Raw genomic sequence first — 26,386 nt, 5'->3', positions numbered from 1 at the left:
GTTATGAGGATGACCCGATTTGAATCTGTTTACCAGCTGACTTTTTTTCCGCACATATTTCCTGTCAACTGTTATTTAGCCGATGAAGAAGACGGTCTAACATTAATTGATACAGGGATTCCGATCAGCAAAACCGGGATTTTAAAGGCTGCGGATCACCTCCGCAAGCCGATTAAGCGGATTTTGCTGACCCATGCCCACAGCGACCATGTCGGTTCGCTTGACGCGCTGTACCACAGCCTTCCGGGTGTGAAGGTGTCAATATCTGAACGGGATGCACGTCTGTTAAAAGGCGATACAAAGATGCTGGAAGGGGAGCGCGGAATAATCAAAGGAGGCGTTCCGAAAAACATCAAGACAAATCCTGATATCTTTTTAAAGGAAGGAGACAGAATCGGTTCATTGCTGACTGTTTCATCACCCGGGCATACGCCTGGCAGCATTTCGTTTTTTGATGAAAGAAGCGGCCTTCTCATAGTCGGTGATGCGTACCATACGCGAAGCGGCATGACGGTATCGGGGCATTTAAAGCTTTCATTTCCTTTTCCGGCTTTGGCCACATGGGACAAAGAAATCGCTTTAGAAAGCGCACAAAAGCTGTTAGATTTAAAACCAAAGGCGCTTGCCGCCGGCCACGGCGATCTTGTCCATGATCCGGCTCAAGCGATGAAAAAAGCGGTAAACGAAGCATACATCAAATTAAACAGGAAAGGATGAAGGAATCTTGTCTCCGCGAATCGGTTTGAATAAAGACGCAGTATTGGAAGCTGCTGCAGCTCTGGCTGATGAGGAAGGCATTCATGAAGTGACGCTTGCTTCACTTTCCAAAAGGCTGAATGTCAAATCTCCGTCTCTGTACAATCATATAAAAGGATTGAACGACTTACGGAAGGAACTCGCACTTTACGGCTTGACGATTCTTTATGAAAACATGGCTTCGGCTATCCAGAGAGCCGAAGAGGATCAGGCTGTCAGCCAAATGGCTCATGCCTATCTCGCTTTTGCCAAAAACAGACCGGGGCTTTATGAAGCAACTTTTATTGCAATGCCCGATGAAGATGGACGGCTTGACGAGGCTGGAGACAGAGTCCTCGCCTTGGTGCTTTCCGTTCTGAAAGACTATCATTTAGATGATGAAGCCGCGATTCATGCGGTCAGAGGCTTGAGAAGCATCCTGCATGGATTTGCCGCACTCAGGCAACACGATGCGTTCGGTCTTCCTTATGATGTAGAAGAAAGTCTTGATCTGACAATCCGCGTCTTCTTAAAAGGCATTGCTGTCTATCAGACCGAATAAACAAGAGGATTTTTCTTAATTGTTTACATTTTTTCGAAAATTTAGTATGATTGTCGTATGGCTCTTCCATTTTTTGAGTCATAGGTATGAGAAGGCTTAACCAGCCACTAATTGCCTTGGCCTAACAGCCGAGGATTTTTTTATGTCGGCAAAGAGAGACTTGATATGCAAAAATTGGTTCACACATCGTGTGTTCCATGTTATGCTATCATTGTGAATATATTCACAAAAGGGTGTGCACAATGAAAAAAACTCCAATTTATGTAGAAATATCCATCCAGGCAGAAATGGAGCGGCTATGGCGCTATACCCAAGACCCAACCCTCCATCGGCAATGGGACTTGCGATTTACGGACATTACCTATTTAAAGCGCAGACCGGGTGAACCTCAGAGGTTCTTATACGAAACGAGAATCGGCTTCGGCTTAAAAATCTCCGGCACCGGGGAGTCTGCCGGAAACGTATTTCAAGATACTGGAGACAGAGTCTCGTCACTCAAGTTCGCTACAAACCACCCGCTTTCTGTCATTCGCGAAGGAAGAGGATATTGGAAATACAGCGAGAGCGAAACCGGAATCACGTTTATGACACAATACGATTATGACACCCGTTACGGTAGGCTGGGCCGGCTTGCAGATATGGCATTCAGGCCGCTCCTCGGCTGGGCGACGGCCTGGAGTTTTGATGCACTGAAGATTTGGCTTGAAAAAGGGCTCCATCCAAGGCTGCTTTTTCAAAAAACATTGGTCTATTGGCTCGTTTGTCTGCTGTTTTCTTTCGTCTGGATTTACCAAGGGCTTGTTCCAAAGCTCATCATGGCTCACCCTGGGGAAATCAGCATGCTTTCGGCTTTTACGGGCGGCCGTTTCCATCCCGAAACGCTCCTGAGGCTTATCGGTTTAGCCGAGGTGATGGTCGGCGTGTTATGGCTTTATCCTGTTCGGAAAAGGAAGTGGTTTCTTCTGCATATCGTCCTGCTTGTGCTGCTTTCTGCCTCCGCGGGAATGGCTGATATCGCATCTTTTGCCGAACCTTTTAACCCGGTCGTGCTCAATGCCGCACTTATCATCTTGTCCGTTATCGGCTATGTGAGCGCTTGCGGCATTCCAAACGCGGGAAATACGATCAGAAAGAGGCGTTGATTTGATTTCGATGTATGAACGGGTGATCGAGGATTTTCACCTTCTCCACCCAAAACTCAAGGAGCGGTATCAGCTCACTCAAGAAAACGTGTTCAAAGGAAAAGGAGTGATGACGGAAATTTCCGGCGGTTCATACTGGGTCAGACTGTTGTTCAAAGCGGGAACGGTCTTCCGCTGTTTTTTTCCCGAAAGGGGGAGGAACGTTCCGTTCACGATTGAAAATCACATTCGGCTGACGAAAAATGATACACCGGCAGCCGTTTGGAACAGGACTTTCTTTTTTCAGGATAAACAAAGGCATTTCGATGCTGTCATGATCTATGATAAAAGCCGTGTTGAAATCATCGACTATTTCGGGCATCCGCCAATCTTAATCTCAAGCCTGCGGTTTAAGGCGGAGGCCGACGGCTCATTATCGATTACTTCTGTCAGACAATGGCTGCCTTTATTCAGAAAAAAGCTGCCCCTTCCAAAGTGCTTATACGGTATTTCCAGCGTGAATGAATCGTATGACGAAGAAAAAGGCTGTTTTACAATTGACGTTCATGTGAAAAACCCGCTGTTCGGAACGCTGTTTGCCTACAGAGGAACGTTTAACAGGGAGGAGGAGACGGCATGAAAGCCCGCCGTTTTTTTGTAAGCGTTCTTTGCTACGCGGTTTTTTTCATCGGCAAAGCGCCGGATATCCCGGCGGCAGAGGCGCTTCTTTTATTATCAATGCTGTTTTTTGTTCCGGCTGCGCTCGATCTCATTCAGCATGAAAATGGGATGTTTCGGCTGATCAGCGTCTGTTTTCCTTATGCGGCTTGTTCGGCATCGCTATCACTGCTGTTCCATTCCCCGCTTTTTTCATTGGTTTGGCTATGCTATACGGGGATGATCGCCTTATACGGGGCACTTCGCCTCTGGGAGAGAGAAGGAAGGAGCCTTGAAGAGGCATCGATTGACAGCGGCCTGCTTTACCTTCCTTTTGGAGGGGGGTGGCTTTTTGCTTATACGCTGAATCTCCAGGTCATGGATTTCAGCCCGCTGATTGTGCTGCTGACAGCGGTACATTTTCATTATTCTGCATTTCTCATTCCGATTTTTAATGGAATGCTCGGAAGGAAGCTGAAAAAGAAAGGCCTCCTTTATGCGGCGGTGACATGGCTCATCATGCTGTCTCCGCTGTTCATTGCCATCGGCATATCGTTTTCGAAAACCATTGATGTCATCGCTGTTGCGCTGTATTTGTCGGCCCTATACGGAAGCGGCTTTCTCGCCTCGATTACGGCCTTCAAAAACAGCGCGGCTCGCCGCTTTGTTATCTTTTCGTCTTTTACATTAATGATCACCATTGCTTTTTCACTCATTTACTCTTACGGCGTTTTTCGCGGCCGGACGACTTTTACAATCCAGGAAATGATTTGGATTCACGGGCTTGTCAACGCCTTTGGCGTCATCATTCCAGCGCTGACCGGCTGGCGCCTTGAATCCCCTGGGCCGGGCTGTGAAAGGAGGCAAGGCGAAACGATGAGCAACATTTACGGCACTTGGAAGATCGGAGCCGATTTTTTACACAGACACCGATTACAAACCGATTCGTCTTACCAAGGTCTTGCCGATGATATGAGCGCATTTCAGAGCAAAGGATTTCAGCCTGAGAAGGTTTCTCCTCTTATTCTCGATTTCTATGAGCATACTGCCGATTATTCGTTAACAGCGGAGATCTCCTGGCGTCCATGGTTTAAACCGCTCGCGCACATGTACCAGCTGATTTCAAGAAAGACAGGACAAATTCATTTGGGGACTAAGACCGGACGGCAAACGATGGACGGAGAGATTATCGGTGTTGATTCAGCCAGAGACGGAAGGAAGAATGTGCGCGCCTGGATCAGAACGAACGAGGTAGGCGAGACTGTGTTTGTGGCGCTTTATTCTGCTCATACCCACGATCACATCACATATATGAATATCGCGCTGCCATTGCCGTTTTCCAATATGACAGGCATTTTAAAGCCGAAAGCAGAGGACGGCTGCCTGATTTTGACGAGCAGTGATAAACGATCTGACCGTGGGGATGAAGGCATCTTCCTTTCGACCGGAACAGGAACGTTTAAACTGCCGCTCGCCGAACGCTTTATCATTAAAGAGCAGGGACGAAAGAGGCTCTGCGCCCATCACCGCATGTGGCTGTTCGGCATACGGTTTCTCGACATTCAATATCATATTGAAAAAAAGGATTCTGCCGTGAAAAGGGCGAAAATAGCAAATGAAAGCTAGGCAAAAATCGAATCGAACTGGAGGGTCTTTATGCTAAAAAACGTTTTGCTTGAACAGTTTAAAGCATGCTATAACGAAACGACTTGGTTTGTTTGTTTTCAAACGGCTGCCGCTGATCTCACGGAAAGCCAGGCAAGGCAAAAAGGGGAAGGTTCGGAAAATTCGATTTTAGAAATTGCCAACCATTTGATTTTTTACAACGAGCGCTATTTAAAGCGGTTTAAAGGAATTCCCGTTCCGGCTTTTGATTATACGATCGATGATACGTTTGTAAACAAAAGCGGACTTGGCTGGAAAGAAAGCCGGCAGGAACTGAATACGATCTATGCCGAATGGATCGATGCGCTTTCGGAATGCGAAGAGGAGATGCTGAAACAACCGGCTCAGCACGATCCGCATTCTACCTGGGCGGAGATTTTGTCCTGCCTCATTCTTCATAATGTTTATCATTTGGGGCAAATCGTCCATATGAGAAAGCAGCTGAAAATCTGGGATGCTTCAAAAGGCGTGAATTAACGGAGTTACAAGTAAGATTGCGGCTTAAGGCGGTCACCTCTTCAAGCCGTAATCTTGCCTGAGGTCAAGCTTCGATTTTTGCTTTTAGGTGGTAATAGGCATCTTTCAGCCAGGGATGGACAACTTTCAGTTTATCTTTTTGTTTCCACAAATGCTGAATATAAACAAACGCCCCGTGCTCCAGAGAAATTTCAAGCGCTTCATGAAGCTCCTGGATGTAAGGCGGAGTCCCCGTCTGATCCCATTCTATTTTGTCCGCTGAAAACAGGACAAGGTCGAGCTGGGAAGGATTTTTTTAAGCGTCGTATGGCATTCTATTGCATTTAAAATATCTTCATCCGCCACCTGAAACAGGTCCCGCGCCATCACTTTCGACAGCTTTTGATGGATGATCATCGGGAATATCCGTTCTTCGGGCAGAATATCAATACCGAGCGCTTCAGCAGCCGCAATTCTTTTTTCATTAGGGATGACACCCCTGATGTCGTGCATCATACCGGCTATACCAGCTTTTTGTGCAGGAACATGAAAACGATTTGCCAATCTTTCTGCCGCTTGTTTCACCCTTATCGAATGTTCGGCTGTTTTTTCGTGGTTATGGCGTCTCAAAAATTCAAGGGCATCTGAACATACATCGCCTGTGCAGCGAACTTCCATCTCTATTCCTTCAATATTCATCAGCGATTCTCCTTTTTGGTGTTGTTTCATGATAAACAAAACACATTTGTTATCTGATTTCACCTTATCATAATATTGACAAATCCTGAAATAAACTATTAAAATATTTTGTTAACCGGAAAATAAAAAGAAGGGACTGTCCATTGACTATGTCTGAACTGACAAAACAGCTGATCTATGATATGTATGTTAAACTCCTGCACCTGAACGAACAAAAAGCGGATACAGATCTCAAGGCATTTTTAAAGCAGGCGGCAGAATCTGATGTTAAACGGCTCCCGGGGAATATGACTACCATCCATGTCATCAGCTGTATCGGTCATGATGAACCGATCAACAACACCGGCATCGCAAAAAAAATGAATTTATCAAAAGCAAATATTACAAAAATCAGTTCAAAGCTGTTAAAAGAAGGCCTCATCAAACGGTTTCAATTGACGGACAACAAAAAAGAGATATACTTCAGGCTGACGCCCAGCGGAAAACAAGTGTTTGAGCTTCATGAAAAGCTCCATCAGCAAAAAGCGGATCAGTTTAGCAGATTTCTCGATTCGTTTTCAACAGCAGAACAGGGAGCGATTTTGAAATTCCTTCAAGGGCTGACGTTTATGACAGAAACGGATAAGAAGCATTAATTCAATCTAACAATAATATTATTATGTAAACTTAAAAATCTATGGCTGAGAGAAGAAAATCGATTGACAAGAAATACTTTCCATATTATAGTTAAACCATCAAGTTAGTTATTTGAATAACTAAGAGGTGAACCGAATGGCAAGGCCAAATGTGACATCAAAAGAAACGTTGATTGAGGCGGCTAAGCGCCGCATTGCCGAACATGGCCTGGACAAACTGACGCTAAAGGCGGTCGCTGAAGAAGCAAAGGTCACACAGGGAACTGTTTACTATCATTTTCGGACAAAAGAGCAGCTTGTTTTTGAAGTGGTCCGCGACCTATGCCGCGCGTCGTGGGAGCGATTGAAAGCAAATGAAAAGCCCGCTGCCGAAAGGATAAAAGACGGATTGTCTTCCGCGAAATCAAGAACACTGAAGGATGCGTATTATCATCAGCTTTTTTTAGAATTGGCCGTTTTAGGGTTTCGAAATGAAAAGATAAAAGAACAGCTCGGCGAACTTCTCGAAGAGGAAAATGCGGTGTTGGCAGAACAGCTTTCCGACCTGTGGAAGCGTTCTCCTGTTGACGGGGTTTCTTTCAGCACGTGGGGCATTCTTTTAAACGCACTAATCGACGGTCTTGCACTTCAGTCGCTTATGTCTCCGGGATTTTCCCCTGAAAAAATCTACAGGGAATTAGAAGCTGTGCTGCAGATGCTGACGGAAACCGCTGTTAAACAGCATGGAGGGGAGTAAAAAGGGATGGGTAAGTTGACTGAAAAGCTGGGTTTGGCTCTTGTTTTTTCAATCGTTGTCTGGCTTGGCGCCACCGTATTTTTTATGCTGTTCGGCAGTGCGGTTCTTACAGAACCCGGCCAAGATGGTTTTATGCTCCGCTTTTTGCTTCTTGAAGCCGGAACTTTTGCCCTTTTATATGCCGTGATGCTCGTTTATCGGCGGGTTGACAAAACGAGGTTTGCGGCGGTTAAGCTTGGCATTGTGGGGTCGGCTGTCGGTTTGTTTCTCGACGCTTTTTCTTTATGGAATCATTCGCTGATCTTCCCGGCGCTTTCAGATGGCCAGATGATTGGGTTTGCGGTTTGGATGGTCTTCGCGTATGCCATGTATTTGACGATACCGCTCATCCTTGAAAAAAGAAGGTCTGCAGTTTAAATATTTTTATGTAAGATTCGCCCGCTTATTGCAAAAACGGGCGAACGGTCTTTAGTCTTGCGGCACCGATTGTTCTGCGTTGATGTACCCTGCACCGTAAACATTTGGATCGCGATCTTTCCATAAATCGGTACCGTCCATTAGCAGCTGTTTGACTTCATCAGGTTCTGTGCCCGGGGCTTGCTGAAGGATAAGTGCGGCAATTCCTGCGCAGATCGGCGTAGCCATCGAGGTTCCGGACAATGTCATATATTTTGTGCCGACTCTGTTTGTTTTTTGCAGCTTATCGAGAAAAGATCCGGGTGAACGAAGCGACGTAATATTTGTGCCCGGTACCAGCAAGTCCGGTTTGACTTGACCATAGATTGTCGGCCCTCTGCTTGAATAAGAGGCGACATCGTCATCCTCCCGGCTGACTGTATCCCTGTCATCCAAGGCTCCGACTGTAATAATCTTGCTGCTGACACCCGGGCTGGCAATCGTTTGCGCATCAGGACCGGAGTTGCCGGCTGCCGCACATACAACAATGCCTGCGTCCCATGCTGCATGAACAGCTTTAACGACTGGATCTTCTTCTTCATTCTCGTAGCGCAAGGCTTCTGCACCCAATGACATTGAAATAATGTCGATCGGATCATCAGGATTTTCCTTATTGAATTGAATGCACCAATCTACGCCTTGAATGACGGTTTCGAGCGATCCGGATCCCATTTTGTCCAATACTTTTACACCGACAAGTTCTGCTTCAGGAGCAGGTCCGCGGTACTGACCCGATGAGGCCGCTCCGTTTCCGCAAGCATCACCGGCGCAGTGTGTGCCGTGCCCATTGTCATCATAGGGTTCTGTTCTCTGGTTGATAAAGTCTTGAAAAGCCCTGATCCTGCCTTCAAGATCTTCGTGAGGGTATACGCCCGTATCAATGACAGCGACTGTCACTCCTTTGCCTGTCAGCGTCTGATTGTTTCTGACCACTTCTTTGGCATGGCTTGATTCAACCGCTACGTCGAGGAGCGCTTTTACTTTGCGATTTAAATAAATTTTGCGAATGTCGCCGCACTCAGATAGAAGCGATTGCAAAGAAGAAGGGGTGACTTCAGCGCTGCAGCAGCTAACGTTGGAGAAGCGATGCTTGATTTTGTTTCTTCTTTTGCTGCCGATCATTTCATTGACTAATTGATAGCCTTTATGCTGACAGTCTTTTTCAAATTCAATAATGACTGGTATTTTTTTGTTTCTCATTAATATTTTTTCGAAAAAACCGTGTAAAAAGCAAGGCGTCCATTTAAAAGGTTTATAGAGTTTCAGCACGCTTTCTCTCAGCGGCCGGTCCAGCTTATGGGCGTTGGACCTTACCATTTGAACCATGTAGGAACCGAACATTCTAGCTCCACCTCATCTCTTATAGTTTATTCTTCCTCTTAATCTATGAATGAGAGGCGGTTCCCGTAAAGTTGGCTGTCCTAAAACGGCGGCAAAAAAGGCCTGTTTACTACTCGATTCTATAAAATGCAGCGGAAGTCCAGGGTTTAAACGAATCAAAATACATGATATTCTAGTCATGTCAATATCACCCTTTAGAAAGCGGCCAAAGGAGCTGAGTTCATGGCAACAATCGAAGATTTTTTAAAGCTTGATATTCGGGTTGGAACAGTTTTAAAAGCAGAAGAGTTTCCGGAAGCGAAGGTACCGGCCATTAAGCTTGAAATCGATTTTGGCGGAGAGATTGGCGTCAAGTGTTCGAGCGCTCAAATCACAAAGCGTTATACGCCTGAAAAGCTTGTAGGCCGGCAGGTGACGGCAGTCGTCAATTTTCCGCCGCGGCGGATTGCCGGGTTTAAATCGGAAGTTCTCGTTCTTGGAGGCGTACCGGAAAAAGGCGATGTTATATTGCTGGCCCCTGATCAAGAAGCGCCCAATGGAACGAAGATCAGCTGATACATAAAAGAGAGGCTCCCTCTAAATGAAGGAAGCCTCTCTTTTTTATTTCACCTTGAATTTTTTCGTCAATTCTCGCAGATCTTCCGCCATCTGCTCAAGCGTGGCAGAGGATGTACTGATTTCTTCCATTGAAGCCAGCTGTTCTTCCGCTGATGCAGCAATGTCCTGGATTCCAGCTGTACTTTCCCTTGATACATCGGCGATTTCCTGAACGGCACCGGAGACTTCCTGCGAGCCATTCGACAACTGTTCGACCGCCGCATTGAGCGTTTGCAGCTTGCCTGCGATCTCATTCGTCATGCCGCTGATTTCGTGAAAGCTCGACTCTGTTTTCTCGGTAATTTTAAGTCCGGACTGCACTTCATGGTTGACCGATTGAAACATGCTGAGAGAATGTTCGATTTCTTTGACGATTTCCTGAATCAACGCTTCGATTTCTTTTGCCGAGTCCGCTGACTGCGCGGCAAGCTTTCGAACTTCTTCGGCGACGACGGAAAATCCTCTGCCTGACTCGCCGGCGCGGGCTGCTTCAATCGCGGCGTTCAATGCCAATAGATTCGTTTGATCGGCAATTCCGTTAATGACCCTGAGAATTGATGTGATATCCTTCGATTTGCCTTCGAGGCCTTTGACGACGCTCTCAGCTTGTTTGACAGATTGGTCGATTGAACTCATCTGGCCGACCGTTTTCTGAACGAGTTCTCCTCCGGTTTCGGCGATTTCTGTCGATTTGATCGATGCTTCGGTGATTGATTCCGACACTTCGGTCATTTCGCTCAGATGATCATTCATCTGGCTGAGCTGCTGCGAGCTCGTTTCGACTTTTTCATTCTGGCTTTCAGCCCCGTTAGAGAACTGTTCGATCGCAGATGTAATATGTTCTGTCGCTTGGCTCGTCTGTTCTGCGCTTGCTGTCAGCTGCTCAGAAGAGGAGGCGACATTCTCAACCGATTCCTGAATGGTGCCGATCAGTGTGCGGAGCGATTCCGCCATGTCATTGAAGCTTTTGCCGAGCTGCCCGAATTCGTCATTTGAACGCACTTCGATTTGCTGTGTCAAATCGCCGCTGCTGATGTTCTTTGCAGATAGAACGAGCTGATTCAATGGTTTGCTAATCGCGCGGACAATAAAGAAAATGAGAACTCCGCCAAGCACCAAAGCCCCTGAAAAGACGATGAGAGCCATATAAAGGACGGGCTTTGTTGCGTTTGTTATCTCATCGGAAAACATCGTCCCGGCGATTTTCCAGCCTGTCAGTTTGTTTGTCGTAAAAGCCATTTGCTTGGCTTTTCCTTCAAAAGTATACTTGAATTCGCCTTTTCCTTTGCCGTAAACTTGATCAACCCAGCCGCCTTCACCTTCAGTTCCGGCTTTAATCGTCGGGTGGGCGATATATTTTTTGGACGCACTTGAGATAAAAGCAAAGCCGTCTTTTCCGACTTTGATATCGTTTGTCGCTTTAATCAGCTCGTCGATATTCAAGCTGAGCGCAGCGACGCCCGACCCGTCTTTATTTTGTTTGGCGATGGTAATGACCGTGTTGCCGGTAGCGGCAGATGTGTATGGATCGGTAACGATAATTTCGCCTTTTTTCTCAACCGCTTCTTTAAACCAGGGCCTTTCCGCCGGATTATAGCCGTCAGGCATTTTCGTATAAGGGTGCTGCACGTATACACCGTCTTCAGAGCCTGTGAAAACGGCTTCTACATCTTTGTTTTGCCTGGCGTATTGTTCAAACTTTTGTCTTAACGAAGTCTGGCCTTTTTCCTTGTATGTTTTTTCTTTGATCTCTTCACTGAAATATGTAACAGCATCCGCTTTTTTCTCAATGTTTTGATCGATCATTTCGTTTAATTGATCCACGCTGTTTCTTGCGCTTCTCATGATTTCATCTTCAATCGACCCGCCTGCCGTATAATAGGAAACACCTGAAAGGATTAAAACAGGGAGCGTTAAAATCAATAAAAATGAGACCGCTAATCTTTTTGAAAGAGATGGATGCTTGAACCATTCCAATATTTTTTTCATTAGCCAAAACTCCTTTTTCTAGGTTACGAGAATAATATCGGACAATTTTCACACTTTTGCATTAAATTTAAAAATTTTGGCTTCAAAACAAAATCCTCAACAAAGGCGAAAGTATCTGTATTGACGGAAAATGGGCTGGAGAACTGTTGACAAAGTTTCCCTCCGTTTATATACTTATCGGTAAATACAGTGAAAGGAATAGGTATAGGGGACATGAAGCAGTAATCTTATTTTCCATCGTTTTTTTAATATGAAAAAACGGAAACTTGGAGAATAGGATGAGTATGCCCTTTTATACCTTGCATCATTTTCTGACTTTGCATGTTTTTTGTCGTGCAATGGAATGGGATCGGTTTATACCGCTTTCACGATGCATATTTTGGCATGATATCCTCTCCGGGTTTCCGCGAGAGGTTTTTTGTTGTCAGCCAAAAATAAACAGAGGTGAACGGTATGACGATTTTAATGAAAATAAGAGGCTTGGAAAAAAGCTTTGGAGAGCAAACGATTTTAAAAAACATTGATTTTGACATTTCCAATCATGAGCGGATTGGTTTGGTCGGATGCAATGGAGCGGGGAAAACAACGCTTGCAAATATATTGAGCGGTCATGCAGAAGCCGACAAAGGCACTGTTCAAACAGACCGGACGCTCAAAATCGGCTATCTGCTCCAGTCGATTGAGTACTCTGTTCATGATTTCAACAGCATATTAACAGGCGACGAGGGCGGGAAATTATATCAGTTGACGAGCAGTCTTGGCTTATCAAAGGTTCAAAGCTGGAATTCCGAACGGCTCAGCCATTTGAGCGGGGGAGAAAAACTGAAGCTTGCACTGGCACACGTCTGGAAGACGATGCCTGATCTCCTCATCTTAGATGAGCCGACCAACCACTTGGATTTAAAAGGGATCAGTTGGCTCCTTGAAGAACTGCAGCAATATCAAGGGGCAGTATTGATTATTTCTCACGATCGTTATTTTCTGGATCAATCCGTCTCCAAAATACTTGAGCTGGAAGATGGGAATTTGCACACCTATCAAGGAAACTATAGTGCATACCGGCGGGAGAAAAAACGGTTATATGAAGCACGCCTGCACCAATACGAAGTCCAGCAGAAGCAAAAAGAAAGAATCGAGTCACAGATTGCCACTCTTCAAAATTGGTCGCAGAAAGCCCACCGCGACTCAACAAAACAGGGATCACAGTCAGAACGAAGGCAGCTTGGTTTTAAAGAATACCATCGGGTAAAAGCCAAAAAGCTCGACAACCAAGTCAAATCAAAACTGAAACGCCTTGAACAGGAACTTGAAAAAAACAAAGCTGAAAAGCCAAAGGAAGCGGCATCTGTCAATTTTCAGTTTTCATCAGGAGAAAAAAGGGGCAAGCGGATTATCGAAGCTAAAGGCCTGGCAAAAGCGTTTGACGGACGTACTTTATTCAAAGACAGCCATTTTTACGTCAAGCATGGCGAGAGAATAGCGCTTATCGGAGACAATGGGTGCGGCAAAACGACCCTTGTTAAGATGATGTTGGATGCTGAACCTGCAACAGCCGGAACGCTATGGAAAAGCCAGTCTGTAAAGGCCGCATATTTAAGCCAGGATGTCAGTGATCTAAGGGTTGACCAAACAGTTGCTGAAGTGCTGAATTTGTCTGACAGAGCCGAAATCGCAAATGCGCGGACGATTTTGGCCAATATGGGGATCAAAGAAAACCGCTTTCATGATGGAATCGGGACGTTCAGTCTCGGGGAGCGGACCCGAATCAAACTGGCAGGCATGATTTTAAAGGATTATGATCTGCTGATTCTGGATGAACCGACCAACCACCTCGATTTGCCAAGCAGGGAGCAGCTTGAGCAGACATTGCTTGAGTTTCAGGGAACGATCATCATTGTGTCGCATGACCTGTACTTCACAGACAAATTGTGTGAGAAGCTCCTTGTATTTGAAAACGGTCGTATCACCCGCGTCGAAACCGGATTAAAAGATTATCGGAACAGACAGAAACAGCCCCATGCAAAAAGCGATGAAGAGGAGCGGCTGCGCATCGAAAATCGGATGACCGCCGTTCTTGGAGAGTTGGCCGGACTCACGCCTCAAGATCCGAAATATCATGAATTGGATCAGGAGTTTTCAGAGCTGGCCAAACGCAAACGGGCGTTTTTAGAAAAAGAATAAATGAACAGAACCATTTGTGTTTTTAACGCAGATGGTTCTTTTTTGTTTGACGTGGTTTAAATTACCACCAATTATAGCTGGCACCCAAGGTAATAATAGGATAAAAATGATGGACTTACTACAGCAATGAAAAAGGGTGATCAACATGTGGAAAACCATTGTTTCCTATTTTCCGGACTGGCTGGTCCTGATGCAGGCTTTTTTTGTCTTTTTTGTCCCGTTTGCCATATCAAAAGTATTTTTGTGGCTTCGCACGGCAGGGGATGAGTGAGTGGCATGAGATGGTGGAAAGCAAAAACGCGAAGAATGATACAGTCGTCCAACAAGCCGGAAAAACCTAAAAATGAAGTGCCGTCTGTGGAGTCAACTGGGTATTTTACCGGCGATTTTGATCACGACTTGAAACTGGCCAAAACGGCTATGGAGAATAACTCAGACGTTCATTTCCGCGAATTCAACTTAGGCCGCACCGGCATCCGCGCGGCGATTGTATTTGTCGAAATGCTTGCGGATCAAGACCTGATTGACAAGCATATTATGAAATCCCTTATGGATGATTTTTCCAAAGGATATAAAGTTGAACTTTCTTCATTAAGCAGCAATGTGACCGACTTAATTAAAAAGCAAATTTTATCAATTAGCGGCGTATCAGAGGTAAACCATGTCAACGAAGTGGTGCCCGAAGTGTTATCCGGTACGGCCATGCTGCTGATCGACGGTTCAGCGGAAGTTTTACTGCTGGGAACTGTTAAAAGAAATACAAGGAACATTGAAGAGCCCGTATCAGAATCTTTGGTAAGAGGCGCGCGCGTCGGCTTTACAGAAACGATCGGCACCAATACAGCCCTTTTGAGGCAGCACGGCAAAAATCAAAACTTGTCTATGGTTCAATTTCAAGTTGGGAAGCGAGCCGTCAAAAATCTTGTCGTCGCTTATATCAAAGACATTGCGGAACCAGGGCTGGTGGAAGAAGTCAAAAAAAGAATCGAAAAGATTGATATAGATGATGTCCTTGAATCAGGTTTTGTCGAACAGCTGATCGAAGACAATTATCTCAGTCCATTTCCGCAGGTGCAAAGCACTGAACGTCTTGACAGGGTGATGAGTGCGTTAATGGAGGGAAGAGTGGCCATTTTATTGGACGGAACACCTTTTGTTTTAATCGTTCCGGTTACATTCAGCATGCTCCTCCAATCGCCCGAGGATTATTATGAACGCTGGCTGCCGAGTTCCCTGATCCGCATCATGCGAATCGGCGCAGCCATGATCTCGCTGCTTGGACCCGCTCTATATATTTCCTTTATTTCGTTTCATCCCGGGCTGATTCCGAGTGAACTTGCGATTTCCATTACCGGAACGAGGGTAGGTGTGCCTTTTCCATCGCTGATTGAAGCGCTCATTATGGAAGTGGCAATTGAAATTTTGCGCGAGGCCGGCCTGCGGCTTCCAAAACCAATCGGTCCCGCGATGGGAATCGTCGGCGGTATCATCATCGGGGAGGCTGCCGTGCAGGCAGGCATCGTCAGCCCGATTATGGTCATCGTCGTTGCCGTCACCGCGATTTCTTCATTTGCGATTCCTCAATACAGCGCCGGCATTTCGCTGCGAATGCTGAGGTTTGTGGCGATGTTTTGCGCTGCTGTATTCGGTTTGTACGGGGTGATTATGTTTTTCCTCATGCTTGCCAGCCACGCGGTGAAGCTGAAAAGCTTTGGCGTTCCATATGCGAGCCCGGCCGTTCCTTATCGTTTGCGCGATTGGAAAGATTTCATCGTTCGCATGCCGATACAGATCATGAAAAAACGGCCGAAGCTGTTAAAAACAGACGATTCGTCACGCCAGTAGCATAGAAAGGAGGGCGATGCTCATGATGGTCAGGCACGAAGAGCGCATCACCACTTTACAAACAGCAGTTCTCATCACCAATTTCCTGCTTGGGACAGGGATCCTGACGCTCCCGCGAACGTCTGTTGACGCAGTGGGGACGCCTGATGTTTGGATTACGCTTGTATTAGCCGGCTTGGTCGCTCTGACGGCCGCAGTCATCATGGTAAAGCTCAACCACCAATATCCTGATAAAAGCTTTTATGAATACAGTCAGGACATCATTGGCAAATGGACCGGCAGCTTGATCAGCCTGTTTTTCGTTTGTTACCTATTGGCCCATTCCGGTTTTCAGGTCCGCTCAACGCTTGAAATCATCCGCTTTTTTTTACTGGAAGGAACCCCCCGCTGGGCAATTGCGATGGTTTTTTTGTGGGTGGGCTTATACTTGATCGTCGGCGGCTTAAGCGCGATCGCCCGCTTGTTTCAAATTGTTTTTCCTATCACAGTCATTCTTTTTTTACTGGTCGCTTTAATGAGTATCGGAATTTTTGATGTGGACAACTTGCGTCCTGTACTGGGAGAGGGAATAGGGCCTGTTTTAAAAGGAATAAAGGTGACCGCATTGTCTTTTTCAGGTATTGAAATCATTTTGATCCTGATGCCTTTCATGAATCAGCCACGCAAGGCCATTCATACGATTATGATCGGAATCGCCATCCCTCTGCTTTTCTATATGATCACCGTCGTTATGGTGATCGGCGCCCTGTCTATAGACGGGGTAGTTTCACGGACCTGGCCGACGATTGATTTGATGAGAAGCTTTGAAATACCTGGTCTGATATTTGAACGGTTTGAGTCTTTGCTGCTGGTCATCTGGATCATGCAGCTGTTCTGTACCTTTGTTATTTCTTTTTATGGTGCGGCATTAGGCCTGGCCCAGCTCTTTAAAACAAATATTCGGCCGATGATGTTTGCTTTGCTTCCGGTCATTTATCTGATTGCAATGATTCCGAAAAATATTAACGCGATGTTTGCATTTGGAGACTTTATTGGAAACAGCGGCGTTTATTTAGGCGGCTTGACTCCGCTCGTGCTGCTGGTGATTTCAAAAATAAGAAGGAGAAAACAGGGAATCAGCTGATGCTTGAAAAAGAAAGGGGGGTTCTCCATGATGGTGAGTCAGCAGGATAAAATTACCGTTTCACAAACCGGCATCGTCATTACGAATTTTCTGTTGGGAACGGGCATCTTGACGCTGCCGCGGACATCTGCGGAAGCGGTTAAAGCCCCGGATGTCTGGCTTTCTGTTGCATTCGGAGGGCTGGTTGCCATATTAGCCGGTTTCATCATGGTGAAATTAAGCATGGAGTCCCCCGACAAAACGCTATATCAATATAGCCGGGATCTCATTGGCAAGTGGCCGGGAGGACTTTTCACCCTGCTTTTGATTTGTTATTTTCTCGCAACATCAGGTTTCCAAGTCCGGTCTGTCACAGAGGTTATGGGATTTTACTTACTGGAAGAAACGCCGCTTTGGGCGACAGCGATGGTTTTTTTATGGAGCGGAATCTATTTATTAACCGGCGGTATTAACCCGATCGCCCGACTTTATGAAATCGTCTTTCCGATTACTGTTCTCATTTTTCTGATCGTCATTTTTATGAGCGCAAGCATATTTGATATCGACAATTTGCGCCCGGTTCTCGGGAAAGGGATCATGCCGGTGCTTGAAGGAGTCAAGACAACGTCTTTTGCTTATACAGGCATAGAAATCATACTGATCATCGTTCCTTTTATGAGAAAGCCCGAGCAAGCGTTAAAAGCTACTTTGATGGGAATTTCTTTTCCGGTTGTCTTTTATATGATCACCGTCATTATGGTCATCGGTGCACTGTCAATCGATGGAGTGTCGTCACGGACATGGCCGACGATTGATTTGATGCGTAGTTTTGAGATACCGGGTCTGATTTTTGAACGCTTTGAGTCCTTGCTGCTAGTGATATGGATCATGCAAATGTTCTCCAGTTTTACGATCAGCTATTTTGCTGCTGCTTTAGGTTTGTCGCAACTCTTGAAGAAAAGGATGGAACCGATATTATTCAGCTTGCTTCCGGTCATTTATCTCATTGCGATGGCGCCTAAAAATATCAATCAGCTTTTTCAAATGGGAGATCTAATCGGCAACAGCGCCATCTATTTGGTCGGTCTCATCCCGCTAATGCTTCTGGTCATATCGAAAGTGAGGAGGAAAAAGTTTGAAAAAAACTAACACCATCCGTTATTTAACGAGTGTTTTACTATTGTTTCTATTAACCGGATGCTGGAGCAGCCACGAAATTGAAGAGCTCGGCTTAACATTTGCAATGGGGATTGACAAAGGCGAGGAAACCGAACTTGAAAAAAAGTTTGACAAAGTTGGGGGCGATTATCCGAAAAAAGACCGGATCACGATGATCTATCAATACGTGAACGAACAAGCAGCCGGTTCAAAATCGATTGGAGGAAGCACTGATCAAAAAACGTATATCAACGTTTATGAAACTGGAGACTCGCTTCAGCAAATTAACGCTGAAGTAGCATTAAGACAAGACAGGCCTGTATTCAGTCCTCATTTAAAAGTGATTGTCATCGCCGCTGACCTCCTCCGCACCTATTCGCTGTCGGAACTGCTAGATCAGCCTCTCCGCGATAATGAAATCAGGCCGAGCAGTATGGTGCTGGTCACAAGAGGGCGTGCGAGAGACACGCTTGAGCTGAAGGAAACCGGCGAAATGCCGGCGTTTCATCTGCTTAAAATCGTTGAAAATGAGTATAAAGCGAAAAAAATTCTCCCTCCTGTAACGCTTGCCAAATTGACAGGCAAAATGAGATCAGGAACAAGCTATCTGCTTCAAAATGTCATCGGTACCGATGGAGAAATAAAATATGCGGGAGCAGCCGCAATTAACGGGAAAACCAATAAGCTGATCGGCTATTTGGATGAACACGATTTAGAAGGCGTGATGTGGATCATCGGAAAGGGGATTGGGGGCATGGTTAAAAGCTATGATCCGACAGAAAAGAAGGTGACCGCATTTGGCGTTGAATCGATTAAAAGCAACATCAAACCCATCGTCAAAGGAAACCGCCTGTCTTTTGAAGTGAACGTAAAGTCAGAGGGGTATCTTGCGGAAAACTGGAACACGAAAGAAAAAGCTTTTGATGACAAATTTTTAGAAAAAGTCGAAAAAACAACCGCGAAAACGGTGAAAAAATCGATGGAGGACATTACAAAAAAAATGAAAACCGAATACAAAGCAGATCTTGCCGGATTCGGTAACGAGCTGAGGATCAAGCATCCGAGGCTTTGGGATAAACTAAAGAAAAATTGGGATGAGACCTTTACCGATATACCGATTACATTTCATGTTCAAATCGCGATTAAAGAATACGGAACTGTTGGGGATCAGTAACAGAAGAACTTCTAATCACGAAAGGCGGAGAAACGCGCAATGATCCGTTCCGAAGATAAAATCACGACTTCTCAGGCAATCGTTGTCTTGGTCAGTTATATTATGGCGGCCGGGATTCTCACCCTGCCAAGAACCGCTGTAGAAGAAGCCGGTACGCCGGATGTATGGATTTCCGTCCTATTAGGCGGACTTGTCACAACGGCAGCCGGAGTGGTTATGACAAAGTTAAGCCAGCATTATCCCGGGCAAACATTTTTTCAATACGGGGGAGACATTGTCGGAAAGTGGCTCAGTATTGTGATCAGCCTGCTTTTCATTGAGCATTTTGTAGCGATTGCTGCTTTTGAAGCAAGAATTCTGGCGGAGGTGATCACCTTTTTTTTGCTGCAGCAAACGCCGATTTGGGCGATCGTCATGTCGATGATGTGGATCGGATTCTATTCAATAAAAGACGGAATGGGGTCGCTTGCCCGTTTGTTTGAAATCATCTTTCCGATTACAATTCTTTTCTTTTTAACCGTGGTATTTATGAGCTTTGGCATATTTGAACTGGATAACCTGCGGCCTGTCTTAGGGAAAGGCATCATGCCGGCATTAAAGGGGACAAAAGCAACAACGCTTTCGTTTATCAGCGCAGAAGTGATGGTATTCCTTTTGGCGTTTATGAAAAAGCCGAAAGATGGTATCAAAGTCGTTGTCATGGGAATCGGCATCGCAATGCTCTTTTATCTAACAACGATCGTATTTGTGATCGGAGGGCTGTCAGTTGACGGGGTGACAGCGATGACATGGCCGGCGCTTGACCTCATCCGCAGTTTTGAAATGCCCGGCTTAATATTTGAACGTTTTGAATCGCTGCTCCTTGTCATCTGGATTATGCAGCTGTTTGCGACTTTTTCCGTCTCATATTACGCTGCATCCCTGGGGCTCTCGCAAATTTTCAAGAAAAAGAGCAGACCGATCATGTTCGGTCTGCTCCCGGTGATGTATTTGCTCGCGATGACGCCAAAAAACATTGATGATGTATTTTCTCTCGGCGACATGATCGGCTATATTGCGGCCGTTTTATTCGGCATTGTGCCGATTCCGCTTTTATTGGTTTCGAAAATGAGAAAAAAGAAGGCAGTGCAAAGCTAGAGGTTCAGCCGGCTTTGTTCACTTCCTTTTTTGCGTTCACTTTCACCCTGTCATTCGGCATGAAGAACACCAGTAAAAAGGCGGCCGCTGCTGGGGAAATCGCCCAAATGAACGTGTGAACAATCGAATTTGATAGCGCTTCGGTGATGTTATGTAAAACATCCGGCGGCAGTGATGCCCGTGCACTTGATAAAATCTGGTCGGCGTCATTCGTTGAGGCGAAATTTGAAGCGCCGCTGCTTTTAAACATATCTTCCAGCTGTTCTGAAAATTGGTTTTTTTGAATCATCCCGAACATACTGGCGCCGATCGTCATGCCGAGAGAGCGCATAAAGTTGCTCGTAGATGTCGCTGAGCCGCGCTGCTCCGGGCCGAAATGATGGATCGCTGCCATGCTTAATACAGAGAAAGAAAAACCGACTCCCAAGCCGACGACGATCATATACATGGTTAATAATAAACGCGGAGTGTCAATGTTAAGCGTGCTTAATAAAGAAAATCCGCTGACGAGAACCAATCCAGAGATGAGCATAATGTTCCGATAGCTCATTTTTGTTGTTAAGAATCCGCCAAGCTGTGCTGATACGACAGAGCCGAGCATCATCGGCAAAAGCACAAGTCCCGAGTTTGTCGCCGAATCTCCGTAAACACCCTGAACAAAGATTGGAATCTGGATGGTCGCTGAAATAAATGTCCCTCCATAAAATAAGGCGACAAGCGTACTGCCGGCAAACAGCCGGTTTTTAAACAGATGAAACGAAATGATCGGTTCACTGGCTTTGCGCTCGATCATGAGGAAGCAAACCAACAAGACGGCTGCACTTCCGAAAAGGGTAAGGATGACATTCGAATCCCAGGCGTATTTCCCGCCGCCGAGCTCCAACGCAAACATGAGGCATACGACCGCCCCTACGAGCGTAATCGCTCCGAGCCAATCAATACGATGCTTTTCATGCTGTTTCGTCTCTTTGTAAAATAGAAGAATGAAAATAAAAGAAACCATACCGAGCGGCAGATTCATATAAAAAATCCAGTGCCAGCTGATGTAGTCAGTGACATAGGCGCCGATGAGCGGTCCGAAAATGCTTGAAAGGCCAAAAACAGCACCGAAAAGTCCAGTGATCTTACCGCGCTTTTCCAGCGGAAAAATGTCAAAGATAATCGTAAAAGCAATCGGAATGAGCGCGCCTCCGCCAATTCCCTGGATCGCGCGGTATATGCTGAGCTGCTCAATGGTTGTAGCCGTTCCGCACAATGCTGATCCCGCCATGAAAACGATGCTGCCAAAAAGAAAAAAAACGTTTTCTGCCATACATATCCGACAGCTTGCCGAATATCGGCATACCGGCCATTTCAGCGACCATAAAGGCAGATACAACCCAGACAAAGCTGTCGAGTCCGCCAAGATCGCCGACAATTGTTCCCATTGCCGTAACAACGATGGTATTGTCCATCGAAGCCATCAGAATGGCAAGCAAAAGTCCTGCTACAACAAATCCTAATTTTTGATTTTGAGTTTGTGACAAATCAATCTATTCTCCTTTAAATAAATTCGTTCTAAAGCAGCGTTTGGCATCGACGCTTCATCCTGTTATGATGATTTATATCAGGAAATAAATATCTTAGCTGCTAAGACATAATGATTTTATAGAAGGGTGTTACAGATGTCAAGAACAAATCATATTGAAGGAAAAGGGCTGGTCAACGAGCTGATACAGCAGTTGAGGTTTCACAGCACAGCAACCGTTTTTCTGCACCAGGCGATCGGCGAGAAAATCGGACTGAACGGAACGGATCATAAATGCCTTGAGATCATCTCGCGGGAAGGTCAAGTAACAGCGGGGGAGCTCGCCGCAAAAAGCGGACTGACAACGGGAGCGATCACAGGAGTGATCGACCGTCTTGAGAAAGCGGGCTATGTCAGACGCATCAGGGATTCGTCCGACAGAAGGCGTCTTTTAGTCGAACTGATCCCGGAAAATCTGGAGACGATATCACATATATTTCATGACTTGGCGCAAGAGTCTGCCGAATTTCTAAGCCGATATTCAGAGGAAGAACTGCAAACCATTATCAAGTTTTTGAAAAACAGCACGGCGTTTGCCGCCGATTATGCCAAAACCTTAAAAAAGACGAAGTGATAAAAGACCGGTTTTGCTGCAACCGGTCTTTTTTGATGTTCATATTTTTTCAATTTGAACTCTTCCTGAAAAGAAAGTTGCACCACCGCCCATATCAGCTAAACGGTCGGGCGTCAGCGCATTGACGAGATAATGCTTCCCTTCTGCATCCGCCCACAATCCCTGGCTGACGGCCACGCCCGGAAGGACGTTTTCTCCGACGGCAGCGGGCAGGATGCATGAGCCGCGGTCATTCCAAACTTTCACCAAATCTCCATTTTCGATGCCCTTTTCTTCGGCATCTTTTATATTTAAGTGAAGTTTCGGCTCCTTTTCTAATTTGATATGTTTTTCATTGTTTGAAAAGGTCGAATTTAAAAAATTGTGATTCGGGCCGGGCACAAATAAAAATGGATACTTGTCCGTTTCAATGAGCGGGGTATGAGTCGGCAGGCCCGGATAGCCGTGCTGCTCCATCATTTTTGAATACAATTCAATTTTTCCGCTAGGCGTCGGCAGTTTATCAGGAAAAACCGTTTTTCGATTTGCTTTGACAAAATGCTTTTCAGTCAGGCTGTCATAGTCAATGCCATCGAGCCACGGATTATCAGGGTAGTCAAGCGCCTGTCTGATCATCTCTTCGTCGGAATCTTTCAGCGGCTCATCATCAAAGCCCATCGCCTCAGCCAAAAGCCTGAATACTTCTGTATTTGACTTGCTCTCGCCGTATTTCTCAATCACAGGCTTCTGAATCTGCGCATAATGGTGCCAATATGATGTATAGAAATCCGTATTTTCGAAAGCGGAAGAAGCCGGCAGGACGATATCGGCGTACCGTGCCGTTTCCGTCAGAAATAGATCGTGAACAACCGTGAATAAATCTTCGCGCTCAAGTCCTTTTCTGACTTTGTTCGCCTCAGGCGCGACAACGGCCGGATTGCTGCTGTACACAAACAGCGAACGGATCGGTGGTTCGGTTTCTAAGAGAGCTTTGCCGAGCTGATTCATGTTGATGACTCTCGGCGTTCTGCCTTTTAATAAATCGGGGCGCTGCAATGCTTTTGTATTATAGGCCAAAAATGCCGTGTTGCCTTTGATCGCTCCGCCTCCTTTTTTCGTCCATTGGCCCGTGATCGCGGGCAGGCACGAGATGGTGCGAACGATCATTCCTCCATTATCATGATGCTGAAGACCGTTGCCGATCCGAATCAATGAAGGGGAGGTGCGGCCGTACAGGCGGGCAAGCTCGATAATATCATTCCGGGATACGCCGGTGACCGCCTCTACTGCGGCGGGGTCGTATTGCCGCACGTGGCGGCGCAGCTCTTCGTGGCCGACTGTAAATTCTTTCAAAAATGATTCATCAGCCAAATGTTCCTTGAATAAAACATGCATGATGCCAAGCGCAAGCGCGCTGTCTGTGCCGGGGCGAATCGGAATAAACCAGTCGGCCATCCGGCCGGTCTGATTTTTATGAACATCGATTACGACGATTTTTGCGCCGTTTTTCCGGGCTTTTTGAGCAATGGTGATTTGATGCATGTTGGTTGAGACCGCGTTGATTCCCCAAAAAATAAACAGTTTTGTCTCCGTTGTATCTTCAGGATCGGTGCCGATGCTTCCGCCCATCGTGTATTTATAGCCGACAGAACCGGCAGGGGTGCAAATCGCCCGGTCAAGCTGGCTGGAACCGAGGCGGTGGAAAAAGCGCCTGTCCATTCCTTCAGCCGTCAAGTTTCCCATATTTCCGTAAAAGCTGTAGGGCAGAATGCTTTCGGGGCCTTCCTGTTCAATGAGCGACTGCCAGCGGGTGCGAATCGTTTCAATCGCTTCATCCCAGCTGATCGGTTCAAACATCCCGGCTCCTTTTGGACCCGTCCGTTTCAGCGGGGTTTTCAGCCGTTTGGGGTCATAAATACGCTCCGTCATATTGCGGACTTTATTGCAAATATTGCCCTGTGTGACCGGATGGTCCGGGTCGCCCTGTATTTTAACGATTTTTCCGTCTTTTTTATGAACGAGCAGCCCGCATTGATCCGGGCAGTCGAGCGAACATACGGATTTGAAAATCCCGTCTTTTTGATCAACATATGACTCCATGGAATCCGTTCCTTTCCGATAAAATGAATATGATTCTAGCATTATATCACAAAATGTCGTCAATTCTGAAAATAAGAGCGGAAGAATCCCGGCAGAAAAAATGATAAAAAAGGATGCCCCGAGGAAGGACATCCTTTAAGTTTTTGGTTATTCTTTATCAAAATCAGGCGCGACCGCTTTTTTAATAAATAAAGCGGTAAAGAAAGCGATACAGCTTAAAGCGAGCGCAAACCAGTAGGCATGGTGAACACCATGAGTCATCGCTTCATGCACGATTTGTTTGCTGGCTGCTTCTTGGCCGGCAAGATAGCTTTTCTGTCCCTGGCTCATGATGCTGACGAACACCGAAACACCGAGTGCGCCTGCAACAGGCTGAAGAGTATTGGAAATTGCCGTTCCATGAGGATATAAATGCTTCGGCAATTCGTTTAATGCATTCGTCTGTGCGGGCATCATGATGGCCGAGATGGACAGCATCAAGATGATGTATACAATAATGAACGCCCAAATCGGCACCGAAGGATTGATCCTGCTGAAGAAAAACATCACGCCGACGAGAACGATCGTACCTGGAATGATGAGTTTTCTCGGGCCGAACTTATCGAACAAAGCGCCCATAGCCGGCGACATGAGACCGTTTAGCAAGGCTCCGGGCAAAAGCAAAAGACCTGCTGCTTTTGCTGAAAAACCGAGCGGCCCTTGCAAATACATCGGCATCACAATTTCGGAAGCGAACATCGCCATAATGACAATCACAAAAAGGCAGACCCCGCGCGTGTAATTTTTATAGGCGAACACACGCACATCAAGCAACGGTTGTTCAAGTTTCAACTGCCGAAGCACGAACAACACGATGCTGATCAGGCTGATGATGATCACACCGATGATCAGAGGGGACTGAAACCCTTCCTGAGCCTCTCCGGCACTGCTGAATCCGTATACGATTCCGCCGATCCCGATGGTTGAGAGTATGATCGATAAAAAATCAGCCCGCGGGCGCATCGGTTCTCCGACATTTTGCAAATACTTTACCGCAAACAGAATTGAAAATACTGCAAAAGGAATAACGATGATAAACAGCCAGCGCCAGCCGAGGATGTCAACAATAACGCCCGAAAAAGTGGGTCCGATCGCCGGAGCAAACATGATGACCAGTCCGAACGTCCCCATGATTTTCCCGCGGACTTCAGGCCGGTAAATCAGCAAGAGGGCGTTCATAATAATGGGGATCAAGAGTCCCGTACCGACTGCCTGAATCATGCGCCCCGTCAAGAGCATCGGGAAATTCACTGCACAAGCGGCAATGACGGTTCCTGCTAAAAAAATCGACATAACGCCGATAAACATCTGTCTTGTCGTGAACCATTGAATCAATAAAGCGGATATAGGCATTAACACACCCATGACAAGCATAAATCCGGTTGCCAGCCATTGAACGGTCGGGGCATCAACGTGAAAGACTTCCATCAGCTCTGTTAATGCTATGTTCAACAGCGTTTCGTTTAATATTGCAAAAAATGCACCAATCATGAAGGTGACTAATATTGCTTTGGAATTTAAATTTTTCTCCATATCAAACCTCCTGTAATACAATTTACCCAAAAACATGACAACAAATGATATGTAGGACTCCGAATCTCCGGGGTCCTAATTTGCTTTTTTCGTTTTTCATCTTATATAATAACGTGTCTCCACCGCCGTTCATCGTTTTTCTTCATGATTGGCAACTATATGAGTATACTCGGTTTCACCCATATTTACAATAAAATTGTCAGGTTCATCTTTTGAAGTTAACGTATGGATGATTATGAAATGGCAGGGAAGCGCCATGAGAAAAGGCGGGGGAGGAAGGGCATTGATGATCCTTTCGTCAAGCCATTCCGTTATTACAGGTATATTTCACCTGTTTCGCCGGCGGAT

At 46.0% G+C, this 26,386-nt stretch carries 22 protein-coding genes and 3 pseudogenes; 18 read left to right on the top strand and 7 right to left on the bottom strand.

The window, feature by feature from the left end:
- Positions 1-3 precede the first annotated feature (3 nt).
- From H7F26_RS17275 to H7F26_RS17250, 6 genes are all read left to right on the top strand, one after another.
- Positions 4-717 (top strand): MBL fold metallo-hydrolase, encoded by a 714-nt coding sequence (locus H7F26_RS17275; RefSeq protein ID WP_003182547.1) that lies wholly within the window; start codon positions 4-6, stop codon positions 715-717.
- 7 nt (positions 718-724) lie between these two features.
- Positions 725-1,297 carry a TetR/AcrR family transcriptional regulator gene (locus tag H7F26_RS17270; protein ID WP_003182544.1) on the top strand — a complete coding sequence of 191 codons (573 nt, stop codon included), beginning with the start codon at positions 725-727 and terminating at the stop codon, positions 1,295-1,297.
- Positions 1,298-1,539: 242 nt separating this feature from the next.
- Entirely contained in the window at positions 1,540-2,439 is a 900-nt protein-coding gene (locus H7F26_RS17265) for a DoxX-like family protein (RefSeq protein ID WP_003182543.1), read from the top strand.
- A gap of 1 nt (position 2,440) precedes the next feature.
- A complete protein-coding gene (locus H7F26_RS17260; protein ID WP_003182541.1) occupies positions 2,441-3,058 on the top strand; it encodes a DUF4166 domain-containing protein in 618 nt (205 codons plus the stop codon).
- Positions 3,055-4,701: a YndJ family protein gene (locus H7F26_RS17255; protein ID WP_003182539.1), complete on the top strand. Its 1,647-nt coding sequence runs from the start codon at positions 3,055-3,057 to the stop codon at positions 4,699-4,701. Before H7F26_RS17260 ends, H7F26_RS17255 begins: the two co-directional genes overlap by 4 nt.
- A gap of 30 nt (positions 4,702-4,731) precedes the next feature.
- The gene (locus H7F26_RS17250) at positions 4,732-5,217 is read left to right on the top strand and encodes a DinB family protein (RefSeq protein ID WP_003182537.1); all 486 of its coding nucleotides are present in this window, start codon (positions 4,732-4,734) and stop codon (positions 5,215-5,217) included.
- Between the two features lie 64 nt (positions 5,218-5,281).
- On the opposite strand, the pseudogene yqeK reads toward H7F26_RS17250, so the two are convergent.
- Positions 5,282-5,874 (bottom strand): annotated as a pseudogene (gene yqeK, locus H7F26_RS17245) (bis(5'-nucleosyl)-tetraphosphatase (symmetrical) YqeK).
- Between the two features lie 170 nt (positions 5,875-6,044).
- Here yqeK and H7F26_RS17240 point away from each other — a divergent pair.
- The 3 genes from H7F26_RS17240 (at position 6,045) to H7F26_RS17230 (ending at position 7,683) form a co-directional block, all read left to right on the top strand.
- Entirely contained in the window at positions 6,045-6,530 is a 486-nt protein-coding gene (locus H7F26_RS17240) for a MarR family transcriptional regulator (RefSeq protein ID WP_011198034.1), read from the top strand.
- 136 nt (positions 6,531-6,666) lie between these two features.
- On the top strand, positions 6,667-7,266 hold the full coding sequence (locus H7F26_RS17235; protein ID WP_003182530.1) for a TetR/AcrR family transcriptional regulator: 600 nt from the start codon (positions 6,667-6,669) through the stop codon (positions 7,264-7,266).
- A 6-nt stretch (positions 7,267-7,272) separates the two neighbouring features.
- Positions 7,273-7,683, top strand: a complete 411-nt coding sequence (locus H7F26_RS17230) for a DUF5367 family protein (protein ID WP_003182528.1) — start codon at positions 7,273-7,275, stop codon at positions 7,681-7,683.
- Between the two features lie 51 nt (positions 7,684-7,734).
- On the opposite strand, the gene H7F26_RS17225 is transcribed toward H7F26_RS17230, so the two are convergent.
- Entirely contained in the window at positions 7,735-9,063 is a 1,329-nt protein-coding gene (locus H7F26_RS17225; RefSeq protein ID WP_003182527.1) for a serine protease AprX, read from the bottom strand.
- A 222-nt stretch (positions 9,064-9,285) separates the two neighbouring features.
- Between H7F26_RS17225 and csaA the strand changes: the two genes are divergently transcribed.
- Positions 9,286-9,618 (top strand): chaperone CsaA, encoded by a 333-nt coding sequence (gene csaA, locus H7F26_RS17220; protein WP_003182526.1) that lies wholly within the window; start codon positions 9,286-9,288, stop codon positions 9,616-9,618.
- A 45-nt stretch (positions 9,619-9,663) separates the two neighbouring features.
- Here the strand turns inward: csaA and H7F26_RS22300 are convergent, their stop codons facing one another.
- Together H7F26_RS22300 and H7F26_RS22295 are read right to left on the bottom strand one after the other, a co-directional pair.
- The gene (locus H7F26_RS22300; RefSeq protein ID WP_369878886.1) at positions 9,664-10,614 is read right to left on the bottom strand and encodes a methyl-accepting chemotaxis protein; all 951 of its coding nucleotides are present in this window, start codon (positions 10,612-10,614) and stop codon (positions 9,664-9,666) included.
- 42 nt (positions 10,615-10,656) lie between these two features.
- A pseudogene (locus H7F26_RS22295) lies at positions 10,657-11,466 on the bottom strand (cache domain-containing protein); the annotation flags it as partial.
- Between the two features lie 636 nt (positions 11,467-12,102).
- Here H7F26_RS22295 and abc-f point away from each other — a divergent pair.
- From abc-f to H7F26_RS17185, 7 genes are all read left to right on the top strand, one after another.
- A complete protein-coding gene (abc-f, locus tag H7F26_RS17210) occupies positions 12,103-13,830 on the top strand; it encodes a ribosomal protection-like ABC-F family protein (protein WP_003182520.1) in 1,728 nt (575 codons plus the stop codon).
- Between the two features lie 145 nt (positions 13,831-13,975).
- Positions 13,976-14,101, top strand: coding sequence for a hypothetical protein (locus tag H7F26_RS22070; protein ID WP_003182518.1), 126 nt, complete (start codon positions 13,976-13,978; stop codon positions 14,099-14,101).
- A 5-nt stretch (positions 14,102-14,106) separates the two neighbouring features.
- Positions 14,107-15,675 (top strand): spore germination protein, encoded by a 1,569-nt coding sequence (locus tag H7F26_RS17205; RefSeq protein ID WP_003182517.1) that lies wholly within the window; start codon positions 14,107-14,109, stop codon positions 15,673-15,675.
- Between the two features lie 22 nt (positions 15,676-15,697).
- Positions 15,698-16,798 carry a spore germination protein gene (locus H7F26_RS17200; protein ID WP_003182515.1) on the top strand — a complete coding sequence of 367 codons (1,101 nt, stop codon included), beginning with the start codon at positions 15,698-15,700 and terminating at the stop codon, positions 16,796-16,798.
- Positions 16,799-16,825: 27 nt separating this feature from the next.
- Positions 16,826-17,926 (top strand): spore germination protein, encoded by a 1,101-nt coding sequence (locus H7F26_RS17195; RefSeq protein ID WP_003182514.1) that lies wholly within the window; start codon positions 16,826-16,828, stop codon positions 17,924-17,926.
- Positions 17,913-19,109, top strand: a complete 1,197-nt coding sequence (locus H7F26_RS17190; protein ID WP_185855198.1) for a Ger(x)C family spore germination protein — start codon at positions 17,913-17,915, stop codon at positions 19,107-19,109. Before H7F26_RS17195 ends, H7F26_RS17190 begins: the two co-directional genes overlap by 14 nt.
- Positions 19,110-19,148: 39 nt before the next feature.
- The gene (locus tag H7F26_RS17185) at positions 19,149-20,246 is read left to right on the top strand and encodes a spore germination protein (protein WP_003182509.1); all 1,098 of its coding nucleotides are present in this window, start codon (positions 19,149-19,151) and stop codon (positions 20,244-20,246) included.
- Between the two features lie 4 nt (positions 20,247-20,250).
- On the opposite strand, the pseudogene H7F26_RS17180 reads toward H7F26_RS17185, so the two are convergent.
- Positions 20,251-21,709, bottom strand: a pseudogene (locus H7F26_RS17180) (MDR family MFS transporter).
- 201 nt (positions 21,710-21,910) lie between these two features.
- On the opposite strand from H7F26_RS17180, the gene H7F26_RS17175 reads away from it, so the two are divergent.
- Positions 21,911-22,387: a MarR family winged helix-turn-helix transcriptional regulator gene (locus H7F26_RS17175; RefSeq protein WP_003182504.1), complete on the top strand. Its 477-nt coding sequence runs from the start codon at positions 21,911-21,913 to the stop codon at positions 22,385-22,387.
- A 39-nt stretch (positions 22,388-22,426) separates the two neighbouring features.
- Here the strand turns inward: H7F26_RS17175 and H7F26_RS17170 are convergent, their stop codons facing one another.
- On the bottom strand, positions 22,427-24,466 hold the full coding sequence (locus H7F26_RS17170) for a molybdopterin oxidoreductase family protein (protein WP_003182502.1): 2,040 nt from the start codon (positions 24,464-24,466) through the stop codon (positions 22,427-22,429).
- A gap of 147 nt (positions 24,467-24,613) precedes the next feature.
- Positions 24,614-26,038, bottom strand: a complete 1,425-nt coding sequence (locus H7F26_RS17165) for an MDR family MFS transporter (protein ID WP_185855197.1) — start codon at positions 26,036-26,038, stop codon at positions 24,614-24,616.
- Positions 26,039-26,386 lie beyond the last annotated feature (348 nt).

Origin of the sequence: Bacillus sp. PAMC28748 (assembly GCF_014250415.1) — a bacterium.
GTDB lineage: Bacteria > Bacillota > Bacilli > Bacillales > Bacillaceae > Bacillus > Bacillus licheniformis.
This window is presented reverse-complemented; position numbering and strand designations above follow the sequence as displayed.

Bases quoted from the DNA above. Each gene is read 5' to 3' on its own strand.
- abc-f (WP_003182520.1), top strand. From the start codon at position 12,103: ATGACGATTTTAATGAAAATAAGAGGCTTGGAAAAAAGCTTTGGAGAG.
- H7F26_RS17165 (WP_185855197.1), bottom strand. From the start codon at position 26,038: ATGGAGAAAAATTTAAATTCCAAAGCAATATTAGTCACCTTCATGATT.
- H7F26_RS17205 (WP_003182517.1), top strand. From the start codon at position 14,107: ATGAGATGGTGGAAAGCAAAAACGCGAAGAATGATACAGTCGTCCAAC.
- H7F26_RS22070 (WP_003182518.1), top strand. From the start codon at position 13,976: ATGTGGAAAACCATTGTTTCCTATTTTCCGGACTGGCTGGTCCTGATG.
- H7F26_RS17200 (WP_003182515.1), top strand. From the start codon at position 15,698: ATGATGGTCAGGCACGAAGAGCGCATCACCACTTTACAAACAGCAGTT.
- H7F26_RS17275 (WP_003182547.1), top strand. From the start codon at position 4: ATGAGGATGACCCGATTTGAATCTGTTTACCAGCTGACTTTTTTTCCG.
- H7F26_RS17170 (WP_003182502.1), bottom strand. From the start codon at position 24,466: ATGGAGTCATATGTTGATCAAAAAGACGGGATTTTCAAATCCGTATGT.
- H7F26_RS17230 (WP_003182528.1), top strand. From the start codon at position 7,273: ATGGGTAAGTTGACTGAAAAGCTGGGTTTGGCTCTTGTTTTTTCAATC.
- H7F26_RS17265 (WP_003182543.1), top strand. From the start codon at position 1,540: ATGAAAAAAACTCCAATTTATGTAGAAATATCCATCCAGGCAGAAATG.
- H7F26_RS17225 (WP_003182527.1), bottom strand. From the start codon at position 9,063: ATGTTCGGTTCCTACATGGTTCAAATGGTAAGGTCCAACGCCCATAAG.
- H7F26_RS17235 (WP_003182530.1), top strand. From the start codon at position 6,667: ATGGCAAGGCCAAATGTGACATCAAAAGAAACGTTGATTGAGGCGGCT.
- H7F26_RS17175 (WP_003182504.1), top strand. From the start codon at position 21,911: ATGTCAAGAACAAATCATATTGAAGGAAAAGGGCTGGTCAACGAGCTG.
- csaA (WP_003182526.1), top strand. From the start codon at position 9,286: ATGGCAACAATCGAAGATTTTTTAAAGCTTGATATTCGGGTTGGAACA.
- H7F26_RS17250 (WP_003182537.1), top strand. From the start codon at position 4,732: ATGCTAAAAAACGTTTTGCTTGAACAGTTTAAAGCATGCTATAACGAA.
- H7F26_RS17255 (WP_003182539.1), top strand. From the start codon at position 3,055: ATGAAAGCCCGCCGTTTTTTTGTAAGCGTTCTTTGCTACGCGGTTTTT.
- H7F26_RS17185 (WP_003182509.1), top strand. From the start codon at position 19,149: ATGATCCGTTCCGAAGATAAAATCACGACTTCTCAGGCAATCGTTGTC.
- H7F26_RS17240 (WP_011198034.1), top strand. From the start codon at position 6,045: ATGTCTGAACTGACAAAACAGCTGATCTATGATATGTATGTTAAACTC.
- H7F26_RS17195 (WP_003182514.1), top strand. From the start codon at position 16,826: ATGATGGTGAGTCAGCAGGATAAAATTACCGTTTCACAAACCGGCATC.
- H7F26_RS22300 (WP_369878886.1), bottom strand. From the start codon at position 10,614: ATGGCGGAATCGCTCCGCACACTGATCGGCACCATTCAGGAATCGGTT.